This is a genomic window from Chitinophaga sp. GbtcB8, assembly GCF_019091455.1.
Lineage (GTDB): Bacteria > Bacteroidota > Bacteroidia > Chitinophagales > Chitinophagaceae > Chitinophaga.
On sequence record NZ_JAGXJN010000021.1, the window covers coordinates 50,501 to 66,516 of the forward strand.

Annotated in this window: 7 protein-coding genes; 6 read left to right on the forward strand and 1 reads right to left on the reverse strand. The window is 48.4% G+C overall.

The annotated features are described in order from the left end of the window. Positions 1–64 precede the first annotated feature (64 nt). Positions 65–2,626, reverse strand: a complete 2,562-nt coding sequence (locus tag KVT36_RS18420) for an alpha-L-fucosidase (RefSeq protein ID WP_217604930.1) — start codon at positions 2,624–2,626, stop codon at positions 65–67. Between the two features lie 437 nt (positions 2,627–3,063). Between KVT36_RS18420 and KVT36_RS18425 the strand changes: the two genes are divergently transcribed. The 6 genes from KVT36_RS18425 (at position 3,064) to KVT36_RS32780 (ending at position 15,990) form a co-directional block, all read left to right on the forward strand. Further along, the gene (locus tag KVT36_RS18425; RefSeq protein WP_217604931.1) at positions 3,064–6,270 is read left to right on the forward strand and encodes a TonB-dependent receptor; all 3,207 of its coding nucleotides are present in this window, start codon (positions 3,064–3,066) and stop codon (positions 6,268–6,270) included. 71 nt (positions 6,271–6,341) lie between these two features. Beyond that, positions 6,342–8,066, forward strand: coding sequence for a RagB/SusD family nutrient uptake outer membrane protein (locus KVT36_RS18430; RefSeq protein ID WP_217604932.1), 1,725 nt, complete (start codon positions 6,342–6,344; stop codon positions 8,064–8,066). A 54-nt stretch (positions 8,067–8,120) separates the two neighbouring features. Beyond that, the gene (locus KVT36_RS18435) at positions 8,121–9,815 is read left to right on the forward strand and encodes a polysaccharide lyase family 1 protein (protein WP_254640079.1); all 1,695 of its coding nucleotides are present in this window, start codon (positions 8,121–8,123) and stop codon (positions 9,813–9,815) included. A gap of 14 nt (positions 9,816–9,829) precedes the next feature. Next, a complete protein-coding gene (locus KVT36_RS18440; protein ID WP_254640080.1) occupies positions 9,830–10,483 on the forward strand; it encodes a DUF3826 domain-containing protein in 654 nt (217 codons plus the stop codon). A 124-nt stretch (positions 10,484–10,607) separates the two neighbouring features. Further along, positions 10,608–13,727, forward strand: a complete 3,120-nt coding sequence (locus tag KVT36_RS18445) for a DUF6298 domain-containing protein (RefSeq protein WP_217604934.1) — start codon at positions 10,608–10,610, stop codon at positions 13,725–13,727. A 16-nt stretch (positions 13,728–13,743) separates the two neighbouring features. Further along, entirely contained in the window at positions 13,744–15,990 is a 2,247-nt protein-coding gene (locus KVT36_RS32780) for a DUF4038 domain-containing protein (protein WP_254640081.1), read from the forward strand. Positions 15,991–16,016 lie beyond the last annotated feature (26 nt).

Here is a 16,016-nt window from a genome sequence, read left to right on the forward strand (position 1 = left end):
AACGTACATCAATCAAACATTCAATCGCAATCCCCCAATATTAAAAAAATCAATTTCAATTATCTTACTTCAGCTCATCCATTACCTGGTCCATCACCTGCCGGTTCAGCTTTACCTGCACCATTCCAATGGGGTGGAAGCGCTGGGTATTATTAATAGCCGCATACAGGATGGTATAACGGTCATCCCCCTCCGGTATCAGGCAAAGCGGGGTACGCATAATATCCCACCACTTTTTCACTTTGGTATGAATGGGAAAGTACTGAGCGGCAGTCCAGTGCACGCCGTCCCTTGAAAGCGTGTACCCCATCATGTTAGGCAAATGTAATCCAAATCCTTCCGGTCCGCCATCAAATACGGCAATATATAAACCATTTGGCAACCGGCTTACAATAGGGTTTTCCACAAACCAGGGATGTATGGAGGTCACGGGGTTCACGGTAGTATCCATCCGTGTCCAGGGGCCTTCCATGGAGGCGGACCTGGCTAACCCAACATACCAGCCTTTGCCGGATTTGGTTGGATAGTCGGCCCATTTTGCGTAAGGATATGCGCCGCCGTAAAAGGCCAGCCATTCATTGCCTACCGGGTAAGGATAAAAGAACGCCACGCCCTGCCGGCCTTCCCACAGCTGGGAATCTACACCCGGCTCCATTACAATGCCCTTATCCTCATAAGGGCCGCCAATGCCTTCCGGCCCTTCCTTTACAGATTCCGCCCGCCAGATGCGCCCAAAGGAATGATTGGGCGCAATATTTTTGTCTACGGTATAAGCCAGGTAATAACCATACCAGCGGTTATGCGCGTTGTTAAACACCGGCATAAAAGACCAGATGGCCGCGCGCCGGTCATTCACCGGGTTATCATCTGCAGCCACTGCATATTGCCCGCTGGATGCATATAAAGTATTTTCCCGTTTCCAGTGAATGGCATCTGTGCTGGTCCAGTGCCCAATGCGGGTTTTTACCTGGTCGTAATATGCTGCCACACCTTTTTCCCCTGCTCTCTCTGTGGGGAACAGGTGGTAAGTACCATTCACCTTTACACAGGTACCGCCTTCAAACCCGCCCTGTATGCCGCTTGTACCGGGCATACCTTCCTGTATCACCGGGGCATCCGGCCCGCCCAGGATCTCAAACAGGGGTGTGGCAGGGTTCCCCTTCTCGTTCACGTTATGAATGGAATGTTGAACTACGATCCTGAATACATAAGCAAGGTCTGAAGGGATCCTTGTTTTCTTTGGGATAGTAAGCGCCAGCCCCTGCTCATCCATCTTAAACGGCATGGTTTCCAGCGATTTTAAACCCAGCATCTGCAGCGATTGAATGCTGCCTCCCAGGCTGTTATTATTCAGCGCTTTCAGGTGCACGGTGGAGGAATCTCCCGGCCAGTCCAGGAAAATAGCATAGAGTGTATCACCCTTGCGGGTATAGTGTACGCGCTGGCCTTCCGGTGTGGTTTCACCAAACACGCTGAAAGGGCGGGTACCGTAAATTGATTCACCATTAGCCCACATCCATTTACCCACACGGAACATTACTTCCTGCTGATTATCCGGGATAGTGCCGTCAGAGCGGGGAGAAAGGTTCAGCAGCAGCTGTCCGTTCTTGCTCACCACTTCTATGATCTTATGTATAATTTCTTTAGGGGTACGTATCTCCATACCGTCCGTATACCCCCAGGAAAGGGCATAGCCGGTACCAATGGAATAATCGCAAAGCCAGGGTTTTTCTACAATATGATCGGGGTTGCTGTTCTCATGGTCCAGCATACCAATACCATCCGGTATATCATTGCCTTTGTAGGTCATGGTTACGTCCTGGTGGCGTTGTTCAGCCACATTAAAGTAATGCGCCAGATAATGTTGTATGTAGGTGGGGGGAATATTTTCCAGCCAGGAATCGTGGTATATAATATCAGGATGGTATTTGTCTACTATTTCTTCGCACTTGCCTTCCCACATTTTCAGCCAGGCTTCGTGCGGCATGGGCGTGCCGTATAATTTGGCGTATTTGGGATTGGCCGCTGCCCATCCGGGTTTGGGCTTTACATACCCGTAATTCAGCTCATGGTGCAGGGATACAAAGAATTTCAGTCCTCTTTTGCGGATGGCTTTTTCCAGCTCGCCCACTACATCGCGGTGCGGCCCCATTTGTTTGGCATTAAAAGGTGTCAGCTGGCTGTCCCACATGGCAAAACCATCATGGTGCTCAGCTACCGGTCCGGCAAAACGCGCCCCGCTTTTTACAAACAGGTCGGCCCAGGTATCGGCATTAAAATGTTCACCTTTGAACATCGGTATAAAATCATGGTACCCGAACTTGCTAAGAGGGCCGTACAGGGCCACATGCCGCTGGTAGGTGCCCAGTTTGGAGTACCCGGAGTCCGCATGCATATGAGAGTAATAATGTTCATTATTATAGGCAGGCACGGTATATACACCCCAATGGCAGTAGATACCGAATTTGGCGTCGCGGATCCATTCCGGTACTTCCGTGTGTTGCTGAAGGGAGCTCCAGTCAGGTTTATAAAGAATATTTTTTTGTGCAAAGGAAACAGAAAAGGAAAAAACTACCAGCAAAAGGGCAAGGGCCCCAAGCCGGCACAGGAACATAACATGCTTCATAACCTGGTTTTATAATAGAACGCGGAACAGCAGCCAGGATTGAGATTGAAAAAGACCAGGGTGATTAAATAATTCGTAATTCTAAAGGTAGCATATTTCCCTTATCTATACTATACTATGGTAGTCTTTTTTAGCTAAAGCGGGCACGCCATCGTTGCCGGTAACGATTGCGTAAAAAAAAAGCCGCTGTGCTCCTTTTTTAACTAATTATTTCTGTAGCTTGACCCCTGAGATTATTACCTCTCTTACTGAAGGGAGTTATCAGGGGGGAACAGCAGCCTTGATTGTTATGGGGAAGATCGTCATCTTAAAATTCCATTAGTTATGAAAAGTATACTTCTTTTTTTATGGGCTATATTTTAATTGTCTAGCCGACACCAAACTACTTAGTCCTATTCTATCAACTTATTTAGTCCTATTCTTAAATCATTAAAACAATGATTAATCATTTACTTTCTGGTAAGCGACTTACCACAGGGGGAACTGTATTGCTGATACTACTATACTTATGTGCCAACACCACAACCACGTATGCACAAAACAACAACACGCCTGTTACCGTTGCCGGAAAACAGGCGCCTATCACGGTTAGAGGAAAGGTATTATCTGAAGATGGTTCCGAAGTTCCCGGCGTAACCGTCCGTTTAAAAGGACAATCAAAAGGTACCGTAACAGATATTGATGGTAACTACAGCATACAGGTACCGGATGGAAAAGCTGTACTGGTTTTTACCTACACCGGCCAGGCCCCGCTGGAACAGGCGGTAAATGACCGTTCTGCACTAAATGTAACTATGAAAAGAGGGGTTACGGACCTTTCTGAAACAGTAATAGTAGGTTACGGTTCCCAGAAAAAAATTCATTTAACAGGCGCCGTTGCCACAGTGAACGTAAAAGAAATTGAGGATCTGCCTTTGGGCAACCTGTCTGCAACACTCGCCGGTAAGCTGCCGGGAGTAAGCGTAGGTGGCGGCACTGCCCGCCCCGGAACTCCCGGTACCATTACCATCCGCAATCCTGTTATTTATGCTAAAGATGGCGGCACCCTGCAGCCGTTGTATATTATTGATGATGTGATCCGTACCCCGGATGATTTTAACCTGCTGGATCCTACGGAAGTAGAAAGTATTTCCGTGTTAAAAGATGCTGCGGCAGCGGTGTATGGGGCACGTTCCTCACAGGGCGCCATTGTCGTAAAAACCAAAAGAGGCAAAGCCGGTAGGCTGGCTATCAACTACAATTCATCCGTTGGTTTTAGCCAGGCTACCAGGCTGCCTACCATGATGACAGGTTATGACCTGGCCACTTACCTGAACGATGTGAATACCACCGCAGGTAAGCCTGCCACTGATCCGGTTATTTATACACCTGATGAATTGGCTTATTTCAAAGATCATAATTACGACTGGCTGCGCCAGGCCTGGCAAACTTCCCTTACTACCCGCCATACCTTTAATATAAGCGGTGGTACGGAAAGAGCCACATTCTTTGCAGGCGCTACCTACTTTCACCAGAATGGTAACCTGGACAAGATCAAGAACGACCGCTGGACATTCCGCGCCAGCACAGATGTAAAGCTGGCCACCGGTTTAAAAACATCCCTTTCCGTAAGTGGCGACCTGTCTAACACTAAAATGTTCCTGCTGAAACAGGGTGGAGAAAATGCAGAGAATGACCTGAAAGGGCTGATCTATACTCCGCAGTTTAATCCGCCTTATGTAGATGGTTTGCCCGTGCTGCTTAGCACTGCCAACAATATTGATGCCTTCCACTTTTTTGCAGTACAGGCATTGGACAACTATAGCCAAACCCGTTCCAACAGCCTGAATGTAGTAGCCAACCTGGAATACCAGCCCACCTTTATTAAAGGCTTAACCGCCAAAGTGCAGTACGCTAAAATAATGGACAATGTATTTCCCAAACAGTTTGGTACTTACTACAACCTGTACTCTTTTACCGGCCTGGGTGAGCACAAGCATATTATAGGCGGTGATGTGGTAGGGCCTACCCGCATGAAGAACGGCGCCCGGGTATTCTTCAAACCTTCCTATGGCGACCGTTACCAGCTGGATGGTTACCTGAGCTATAACCGCAAATTTGGTAAGCATGAGATCTCAGTACTGGCAGTAGCAGAACAGTCTGAATACAGCTATGACGATGTGCAGGCTTATACAGAAGATCCTACTGAAAGCGCCCCGGATATTTCCCGTTTTGCATTCGGCGCCATGAATGTATATGAAACAGCCAATGAAACCGGTAACCTGTCTTACATAGGCCGTTTGAATTATAGTTATGCAGATAAGTACCTGCTGGAATTTGCTTTCCGTTATGATGCCTCTACCAACTTTGCACCGGCTTACCGCTGGGGCTTTTTCCCCTCTGTGTCTGCAGGTTGGGTAATATCAGAAGAGAACTTTTTCCGCCAGAATGTGAACGCAATTGATTTCCTGAAGCTGCGTGCATCAGCCGGCCACCTGGGTGGCGATGCTACCAAAGCCTGGGGTTATTTACAGCGTTATACGCCCAGCCAAACCGGCGGCGCCGTATTTGGCGGCAACAGTGCCAAGAACGTAGGTACCAAACCGGAATCTATGCCTAACCCGGCCGCCCGTTGGGATGATGACCTGAAATTTAATGCCGGTATTGATGCCAAAGCATTAAACAATCGTTTATCAGTTACCCTGGACGGATTTTATGATCACCGTTATAACATGCTCACCTCTTTAACAGCAGCCGTACCGCTTACAGTAGGTTCTGCTATTTCTGCGGAGAACTATAATACCATCAATGCATACGGTTATGAGCTGTCACTGGGATGGAACGACCGCATTGGTAAGAACATCGATTTTAATGTAGGCGGCTTCCTGGCCTGGAGTGATGCCAAAGCAGTGAAAGTAGATGTGGACCGCGGTATCATCGGTACCTGGGAAGATCCTAATGGCCACTCCCTGGATATGGGTTTGAAAGGATATGAATACGAAGGTATGTTCAGAACACAGGCCGATGTAGATAATTTCCTGGCAAAGAATCCTGACTATACCATTATGGGTAAAAAACCTGCACCCGGTATGTTATACTATAAAGATATCCGTGGTGCAAAAGATCCGCTCACTAATCAGTATGCCGGACCAGATGGTAAGATCGATGAAAATGACCAGACCTTTATTACCAATAAAGCCGACAATCACTACAGCTTCGGTATAAATATAGGCGCGGGTTATAAAGGGTTCCGGCTGGATATGGTAATGGCAGGCTCCTTCGGCGGCGTTGCACAGATAGAAAGCGGCGCACGTAAACTAGCTACTGCTACCTCTTCCCGCCCGGCTTTCTGGGCCGACCACTGGACACCGGAAAATACCAATGCGGCTTATCCGGATCCTTATTATAATACTACCTACGACCTGGCTTCATCTTTCTGGAGCAAGAGCGCCTTTAATTTCCGGATGCGCACACTGAACCTTTCCTATACTTTCTCAAGGTCTATGACAAGGAAGATGGGCATGGAAGGTCTGAAACTTTATATCAGCGCTACCAATCCCTTTAACTTCTACAATCCGTTTGATTACAGGGATAATGCACTGGGATCATATGATGTGTATCCCAACCTGAGAACATTTGCGTTTGGAATTAATGTAGGTCTGTAATTAGTAAGAAAAAAACAACGACAATGCGTACACGAATTCACATATTTATATTTTCAGTTTTGCTGTTATCTATGGCAAGCTGTAGTAAGGTGCTGGATAAAAGGGACCTGGGCTCATTGCAGGCCGACCTGGTGTTTAATGATTCCGTGCTGGCACGTACCTATCTTGATTATATCTATGACCAGAACCTGCCCGGCTGGGGCGGCACCTGGGGCACCAGCGGCAACCTGTCTGATGAATCTTATGGCGAAAGCAAATATTTTGAAGGTACCCTGCAGCCAAATGATGTAAATGATTTTGGCACCAAGCTGGATGCTAATAATGCCTTTGGTAAGATCCGTGCTATTAACCTGTTTATACAACAGGTGGATGGCGGTTCCTTAACCACTACCTGGAAAACAACTTTAAAAAGCCAGGCATTATTTTTCCGCGCCTGGCGTTATTTTGAGCTCGTGAAATTATACGGTGGCGTACCCATTATCCTGGAACCGCAAAGTGCAGTGGGCGATGAAGCTAAACAGGAAGACTATGTACCCCGCAACAAAACTTCCGAATGTATTGCACAAATTGTAAAAGACCTGGATGCAGCCATAGCTGCCCTGCCCGCCAGATGGGCCAACACAAATGACTGGGGCCGCATTACCAGTGGCGCAGCTGCTGCATTGAAAGCAAGAGCGCTGTTATACTGGGCCAGCCCTGAATTTAATCCTTCTGACCTGGCAGACAGGTGGCAGGCTGCTTACACTGCAGCCAAAGCTGCAAAAGACCTGCTTTCTTCCAACGGTTATGGTCTTAATTCTTCTTTCCAGAATATGTGGTTTTCAGAAGTGAATAATCCCGAAGCAGTATTTGTAACCTGTTATAACAACCTCTCCGGCGACCAGACTAAAAAGAATAATGGGTATGATAACAGCACACGTCCGTCGATAAACGGTACCGGCGGTGGTTCTAACCAGCCCTCCAAAGAGCTGGTGGATGCTTTCCCCATGAAAGATGGTAAGAAGATCACGGATGCTACCAGCGCTTACACCTACAATGCACAAACCTTCTATAAGAACCGCGATCCCAGGTTTGATAACACCATTGCTTTTAATGGTGCTACCTGGCCATTGAACGGCGTAAATGACTACAAGATCTGGACCTACTTTGTAGGCAATACTTCTACGGAAACCGGCAAGGCCAGCAACACTGGTTTCTATTGCCGCAAAGCAATTGATCCGGCAGTAACTACCGGTAATGTACAATACTCCGGTACCGACTGGATGGAGATCCGTTATGCAGAAGTGTTACTGACCCTGGCAGAAACTGCTTGTGGCGTGAATAATACTGCAGAAGCATACGAGCAGTTAACAGCCATTCGTAAACGTGCAGGCATTGATGCCGGTGCAGATCAGCTCTACGGCTTAAAAGCAGGTATGACACGCGCTGAAATGTTTAGCGCTATCCTGGATGAAAGGCTGTATGAATTTGCTTTTGAAGGCAAACGTTTCTGGGACCTGCGCCGCTGGAAAATGTTTGAAAATGTGTTGAATGGCAAGAAACGTACAGGTGTTATTATTACCTTGAACACAGATGCGATCAGCGCTGCAGACTTTAAAGCGCAACGTGATAAAATGGACCTGGATATGGCTTATACCAGCTATCTCACCATCGCACCAAAAATAATGGATACCAAGTACGCCGTTAACTGGAAACCGGAATACTATTTCTTCGCCATCCCTAAATCAGCCATAGATAATAATCCTAAGCTGGATCAGAATGTTGGCTGGGGCGGCAGCTTTGATCCCGTTCAATAAGATACAAACGGATACACGGACATGCTTATGTTGTTAAACTGAAATAATAAGAAGATGAAGAACTATTTTGTTGCACTTACGTGCACTGTTGCACTGGGACTGGCCCAGCCCGTGCTGGCACAATATCCGACTATACCAAAGGATATACAGGCGGCCAATGAAGCGGCTTTGAAAGAGGCGCAGCGCTTGTCTGATGAAGCGTGGGAAAAAGCATTGCCGGTTATTAATGAGGATGCAAAACATGGTAAACCTTTTGTGCCCTGGGCTTCCAGGCCAACGGATCTGCCGCAGGCTGATATTCCTGCATTTCCCGGTGCAGAAGGCGGCGGCGCCTATACATTCGGCGGCCGTGGCGGCAAAGTGTACGTGGTAACCAGCCTGGAAGACCGTGGCCCCGGTACCCTGCGCGATGCAGCAGAACAGGGCGGCGCCCGCGTTATTGTATTTAACGTAGCCGGTATTATACATTTAAAAAGCCCGTTGATCATCCGTGCACCTTATATCACTATTGCAGGACAAACTGCACCGGGCGATGGTGTGTGTGTAGCAGGGGAATCAGTGTGGATCAACACACATGATGTGATCATCCGTTTTATGCGTTTCCGCCGTGGTGAAACCAACGTAGGCCGCCGGGACGATGCGCTGGGTGGCAATCCTGTAGGCAACATTATCATAGACCATTGCTCCACCAGCTGGGGCCTGGATGAAAATATCTCTATGTACCGTCACATGTATAATCCTGGAGATGGTTCACAGGACGAGAAGCTGCCCACCGTTAACATTACCATTCAGAACTGTATATCTTCAGAAGCGCTGGACACATACAACCATTCTTTTGGCAGCACCATTGGCGGTGAGAACTGTACATTCATGCGTAACCTGTGGGCCTGCAATACCGGGCGTAACCCGTCTATTGGCTGGTTTGGACAGTTTAACTTTGTGAATAACGTTGTATTTAACTGGAAGCACCGTACCATGGATGGCAGCGATTACCGCGGCTTGTTCAATGTCATCAATAACTATTATAAACCCGGTCCCATTACGCCGAAAGATGAGCCGGTAGGCCACCGTATCATTAAACCGGAATCAGGCCGCAGCAAGCTGAAATATAAAGTGTTTGGCCGTGCATATGTGAACGGTAATATTATGGAAGGTTACGACAAGATCACCAAAGACAACTGGGCCGGTGGTGTGCAGGTGGAAGATGAGGAAGATGCAGGCCAGTACCGCGATGATATGCGCATCGTAAAACCTTTGCCCATGCCGGCTATTGCAATTATGTCTGCTAAGGAAGCATATGAATTTGTACTGGCAAACGCTGGCGCTACCTTACCTAAACGCGACCCGGTAGATACCCGCGTAGTAGAACAGGTGCGCACCGGTAAGATCATTTATAAGGATAATACAGCTACAGATGTTGGCAGCCAGTACATTCACCGCCGTTTGGATAAGGATTCCTACAAACAGGGTATTATCTCCGACATCAGCCAGGTGGGCGGTTATCCTGAATACAAGGGTACACCTTACAAAGATTCTGATAGCGATGGTATGCCCGATGAGTGGGAAAGCAAACATGGACTGAATCCCAAAGATGCTGCCGATGCAGTGAAGGATATGAACGGCGATGGTTATACGAACATTGAAAAATTCATCAATGGCATTAACCCGGATAAAAAAGTGAACTGGAAAGATCCGAAGAACAATTTTAATACACTTTCAGGTAAAACCAGTGGCCAGATGAGCCGTTAATAACAATGATTGTTATGAACCGATTACAATATTTATTTTTAGCAGGATGTATGCTGGCTACCGCCCCGGTAGTTGCGCAAAGTGCCGCTGGTACAGATACAGCTTATGTGAGGGTGGTAACCCAGCGGGCCGATAAGATCGTGGCTTCCATGAATATGGGCAATACTACAGTATCCACACAGGTGCGTGATATTATTGCACAGCAATACCAGGATCTGAATAAGATCCAAATGGAACGGGAAACACAGGTAAAGGCGGCCAAAGAGGAATTGAAGGATGACAAACCTGCGCTGGATGCCCGTATGCAGGGAATTGAAGATGCTACCAATAAAAAGCTGAATGCGCTGCACCAGGCATACCTGGCTAAGCTGTCAGGAAAGCTGAATCCTGCGCAGGTAGACCAGGTAAAGGATGGCATGACCTATGGTGTGCTGCCGCTCACTTACGGCGTGTACATGGATATGATGCCTAACCTTACCCAGCAGCAGAAAGCGCAGATGATGGCCTGGCTGGTAGAAGCCCGCGAACATGCTATGGATGCAGGTTCTTCAGAAAAGAAGCACGCCTGGTTCGGAAAATATAAAGGCCGTATTAACAATTACCTTTCCGCCGCCGGCTACAACATGAAAGAAGTAGAAGCCGGCTGGAAGAAAAGAAAGGGAATGTAGAAAAAGCAGGAAGTAAGCATACGGCGTAGAAATATGAAGTAGGATGTATGATGTAAGTAGCAACCAGGCTTCTTATGTCGTACATCCTACTTCTTACTTCTAACTTCGTTTTAACAAAAGAAGAATGAACCGGAAACTGATCAACATATTTTGTGTGCTGACGCTGGGTATCACAACCGGCGTATATGCACAGAAAAAAACTAAACCTACACCACCGGTGGCGCTCAATACCAGCGGGCATTTAGTATATGCACCCGATGAGCAGGGCAACCGGATCCCTGATTTTTCCTATTGCGGTTATATGGCCAGCGAACAACCCATTCCGGATGTACCGGTACGTATAGTAGTGCCTGTTATAAAGGGCGATGCTACCGTACCTGTACAGGCGGCATTGGATTATGTGGCTGCGTTGCCGGCAGATAAACAGGGCATACGCGGCGCAGTGCTGCTGCAGAAAGGCCGGTATGAAATAGCCGGCAGCCTGCACATGCGCGCTACCGGCGTGGTATTACGCGGCAGCGGGGCAGGGGAGCAGGGTACTACATTAGTAGGCACAGGTCCTGACCGGCAAACGCTCATCCGCATATATGGCCAGCCTGACCGCAGCACCACTACACCCGTTAAAATTACCGATGCCTATGTGCCGGTAAATGCACGCACTATTCATGTAGCTGCAACGCAGGGTTTTAAGGCAGGCGATAAAGTACTGGTACACCGTCCTAGCACTAAAGAATGGATAGAGATTTTAGGTATGGATCACATGGGCGGAGGTATTACTACACTGGGCTGGAAACCGGGCGAGCGTAATATAGACTGGGACCGTACCATAGTAGCGGTAAACGGTGATGCCATTACGCTGGATGTGCCCTTAACCACTGCGCTGGATACTGCTTATGGCGGCGGTACCCTGGCCACATACAGCTGGCCGGGCCGTATTGAGCAAACAGGTGTTGAAAACCTGCGCTGCCAGTCTACCTACGATACAAACAATCCAAAAGATGAAGCTCACCGCTGGATGGCCATTACCCTGGAAAATGTTTGCGATGCCTGGGTACGCCAGGTAACCTTTGAACATTTTGCAGGATCAGCAGTGCTGGCGCTGGAAACAAGCAAACGTATCACGGTAGAAGATTGCAAATCGCTGCACCCTGTTTCTGAAATAGGCGGGCAGCGCCGTTATAGCTTTTGGACGATGGGACAGCAAACCCTGTTCCAGCGTATTTATGCGGAATATGGTTACCACGATTTTGCTGTAGGTTTTTGTGCAGCAGGTCCTAATGCCTTTGTACAATGTGAATCACATTTACCCAATAATTTCAGCGGTGCCATTGATAGCTGGGCCTCCGGGGTGTTGTTTGATGTAGTGAATGTAGATGGTAATGCCCTGCGCTTTGGTAACCGCGGGCAGGATGGGCAGGGCGCCGGATGGAGCGCCGCCAACAGTGTATTCTGGCAATGCAGCGCTGCACGTGTGGACTGTTACCGTCCGCCAACTGCCAACAACTGGGCTTTTGCAACCTGGGCACAGTTTTCAGGTGACGGGTACTGGGGCGAATCCAATGAACATATTCCGCCCCGCAGCTTGTATTATGCACAGCTGGCCGATCGTTTAGGCAAAGACGTTAAACAGCAGGCGCAGCTGATGCCAGTGGGATCAGAAGCTTCCAGCAGCCCCAGTGTGGAGCAGGCTGCTGCATTGATCCGGGCAGCTGTAAAACCGCTGCCGCAGCTAACAGACTGGATAGATGGGGCATCAAGCCGCAATCCTGTTACTACAAAAACAACCGGTGTTAAAACCATTAACGATATAGGTTATACGAAACCAACAGCGCCTGCGCTGGCCGCTCCCATGCATGTAAGTAATGGCTGGCTGCTGCGTGGCAATGCCGTATTAACCGGGGAGCATTTTGAAGTGCCCTGGTGGCGGGGAGATGTACGGCCCGATGGTATTAAAGAATCCAAACCCGATGTAACCCGCTTTGTACCCGGCCGCACCGGTACCGGCCTTACAGACGATCTGCAGGAAGTAGCGCAGTGGATGAAGGATAAGCACATTGTATCCCTGGAACATAATTATGGGTTGTGGTATGAGCGCCGGCGTGATGATCATGAACGCATACGCCGTATGGATGGCGAAGTATGGCCTCCTTTTTACGAGCTGCCTTTTGCCCGCAGCGGGCATGGAACCGCCTGGGATGGCCTGAGCCAGTATGATCTTACCAAATACAACGCATGGTACTGGATGCGTCTGAAACAGTTTGCCAACCTGGCCGACCAGCAGGGATTAGTGCTGGTGCACCAGGATTATTTTCAGCATAACATTATTGAAGCCGGTGCGCACTATGCAGATTTTCCCTGGCGCAGCGCCAACAATATCAATCATACCGGTTTCCCGGAACCGCCTCCCTATGCAGGTGATAAACGCATTTTTATGGCGGAGCAGTTTTATGATGTAACTAATCCGGTACGCCGTAAGCTGCACCAGGCCTACATCCGCAAATGCATGGAGAGTTTTGCAGGTAATACAGGAGTGATCCATTTTATTGGAGCAGAATTTACCGGGCCGCTGGCCTTTGTTCAGTTCTGGATAGATACCATCCTGGCCTGGGAAAAGGAAACCGGTAAAAAAGTAACCATTGGCCTTAGCACCACCAAAGATGTGCAGGATGCTATACTGGCCGACCCGGTACGTTCAAAGCTCATAACAGTAATAGATATACGCCAGTGGCACTACCAGCCGGATGGCAGTGCCTATGCACCATTAGGTGGCCAGAACCTGGCGCCACGCCAGCATGCCCGCCTGCTGAAACCTAAGAAAAGTACTTTTGAGCAGGTATACCGGGCCGTAAGCGAATACCGAAATAAATACCCGGAAAAGGCAGTGGTATATGCCGGCAGCGCTTACGATGAATTTGCCTGGGCAGCTTTTATGGCCGGTGGTTCTTTGGCCGGTATCCCGGTAATAGCAGATAAGGATTTCCTGGAAGCGGCTGCGGCCATGCATCCTGTTGAAAGCACAGCAGGACGGTTTACACTGACTAACAGTAAGGCATATATTGTTTACAGCAATGCAGCTGGACCCATACAGCTGGACCTGAGCAAAGCTGCCGGTACCTGCAGCATTCACTGGATTGATCCTAAGAACGGGCAGCTGTTGAAAACAGAAGAACAGGCAGCTGGCAAAGATCTTACCTTACAAAACCCAGGGGCAGGCCCGGTGGTGGTTTGGGTAAGCAGTAAATAAAACATAAACGGGAATCATGCAAAAGATTGGTTTTATACTATCCATAACATTATTAATGATCACTGGTGCTGTGCAGGCACAAATGAAGCGGGTAGCTCCGCTGCATATCTCTGCCAATGGCCGGTATTTTACAACCGCCGGTGGCGCGCCCTTTTTCTGGTTAGGCGATACCGGCTGGTTATTGTTTAATAAGCTTACTCGTGAAGAAGCGGATACTTACCTGGAAAACCGCCGTCAGAAAGGGTTTAATGTAATACAGGTAATGGTGGTGCATAACCTGAAGCAGGTAAATGCCTATGGCGACAGTGCCCTGATCAATAAAAATGTAGCTACCCCTAAAACTACACCCGGCAATACTTTTACAGATACTGCGCAATATGATTTCTGGGATCATGTGGATTATATTGTTGATAAAGCAGCAGAAAAAGGACTGTACATGGCGCTGGTGCCGGTATGGGGCTCTAATGTAAAAGAAGGCCATGTAAGTGAGCAGGATGCAAAGATCTATGCAGCCTGGTTAGCTGCCCGTTATAAAAATAAGCCCAACATCATCTGGATGAATGGAGGCGATATAAAGGGAAGCGATCATATACAGGTATGGAACGCCATTGGCAGCACCCTGCATGCAGCAGACACTGCGCACCTGGTTACTTACCATCCCAGGGGCCGCATGCAATCCTCCACCTGGTTTCATAAAGAGAGCTGGCTGCAGTTTAACATGATGCAGTCCGGCCACCGTACTTACGCGCAGGATACCAGCGCAGAAGATATGCGCTATGGAGAAGATAACTGGAAATACATTGTAACAGATTACCGTCTTACACCGGCAAAACCAACACTGGATGGAGAGCCCTCTTACGAAGGCATTCCGCATGGCCTGCACGATAGCCTGCAACCCCGCTGGACCGACAGTGATGTGCGACGTTATGGTTACTGGTCTGTTTTTGCCGGTGCTGCCGGTTATACATACGGGCATAACGCCGTAATGCAAATGCATAAACCCACTGATAACAACGGCGCTTATGGCGTACGTGAAACATGGACCAGCGCCATGAACGATCCCGGTGCGCAGCAAATGGTGTATCTGAAAAACCTGCTGTTATCACGTCCTTATTTTGAACGGGTACCGGATCAGTCGCTGATCGCCAGCGGGCAGGGAAGCCGCTATAACCGGTTACTGGCCACCCGCGGGCAGCAGTATGCATTTATTTATACGTACAATGGCCGTAACATACCGGTGAACATGGGTAAGATTGCAGGAGACACTGTAAAAGCATCCTGGTATAACCCGCGCAATGGCACTGTAACTATCATTGGTAAATACCAGAACAAAGGTGTTAACACTTTTGACCCGCCGGGTGAGCAAAAAGATGGGAACGACTGGGTATTAATACTGGATACCTATACGCCCGGCAAAGAAGTGTATTTATTTACCTCTTTCCGGGAGCCTGCTACAGACGGCCTGCACCTGTTATACAGCTATGATGCATATCACTGGCTGGATCTGGGCCGCTCCTTCCTGCAGCCGCAGGTAGGTGAAAAGAAATTAATGCGCGATCCTTCAATGATCCAGGGTGCAGATGGTACTTTTCACCTGGTATGGACCAGCGGCTGGAAAGGGGATAAGGGATTTGGTTATGCCAGCTCAAAAGACCTGGTGCATTGGTCGGAGCAGCGCGCCATTAACGTAATGGAAAAAGAGCCTGCTACCGTAAATGTTTGGGCGCCGGAATTGTTTTATGATAAGGTTACCAGTCAGTATATTATTATCTGGGCATCTACCATTCCACGCCGCTTTCCAAAAGGGCAGGAGGATGAGGATAATAACCACCGCATGTATTACACCACCACAAAGGATTTTAAAACCTTTACCCCTGCTAAGCTGTTCCTGGATCCGGGCTTCAGCGTAATTGATTGTGTGATCACAGAACAGGCAGCAGGTAAATATGTGCTGATCTTAAAAGACAATACCCGCCCGGAAAGGGATATTAAAGTAGCATTCAGCGCACAGGCTTTAGGCCCGTACAAAAATGTATCAAAGGCATTTACACCCTCTTTTACAGAAGGCCCCGCCGTAGTAAAAGCCGGGCAGAACTGGCTGATCTATTTTGATGCCTACCGCGATAAAGAATATGGCGCGGTTAGAACAGCTGATTTCAAAACATTCACAGATATATCCGGGGAGGTGCTGGTGCCGGAAGGGCATAAGCACGGCACTATTTTAAAGGTAAAAGAAGAAGTATTGGATGCGCTACAGCGCTAAACGTGTACAAGTGAGGCACACATAAA

Excerpts from the sequence above, each read along its gene's own strand:
- KVT36_RS18420 (WP_217604930.1), bottom strand. The coding sequence starts at position 2,626 with ATGAAGCATGTTATGTTCCTGTGCCGGCTTGGGGCCCTTGCCCTTTTG.
- KVT36_RS18425 (WP_217604931.1), top strand. The coding sequence starts at position 3,064 with ATGATTAATCATTTACTTTCTGGTAAGCGACTTACCACAGGGGGAACT.
- KVT36_RS18430 (WP_217604932.1), top strand. The coding sequence starts at position 6,342 with ATGGCAAGCTGTAGTAAGGTGCTGGATAAAAGGGACCTGGGCTCATTG.
- KVT36_RS18435 (WP_254640079.1), top strand. The coding sequence starts at position 8,121 with ATGAAGAACTATTTTGTTGCACTTACGTGCACTGTTGCACTGGGACTG.
- KVT36_RS18440 (WP_254640080.1), top strand. The coding sequence starts at position 9,830 with ATGAACCGATTACAATATTTATTTTTAGCAGGATGTATGCTGGCTACC.
- KVT36_RS18445 (WP_217604934.1), top strand. The coding sequence starts at position 10,608 with ATGAACCGGAAACTGATCAACATATTTTGTGTGCTGACGCTGGGTATC.
- KVT36_RS32780 (WP_254640081.1), top strand. The coding sequence starts at position 13,744 with ATGCAAAAGATTGGTTTTATACTATCCATAACATTATTAATGATCACT.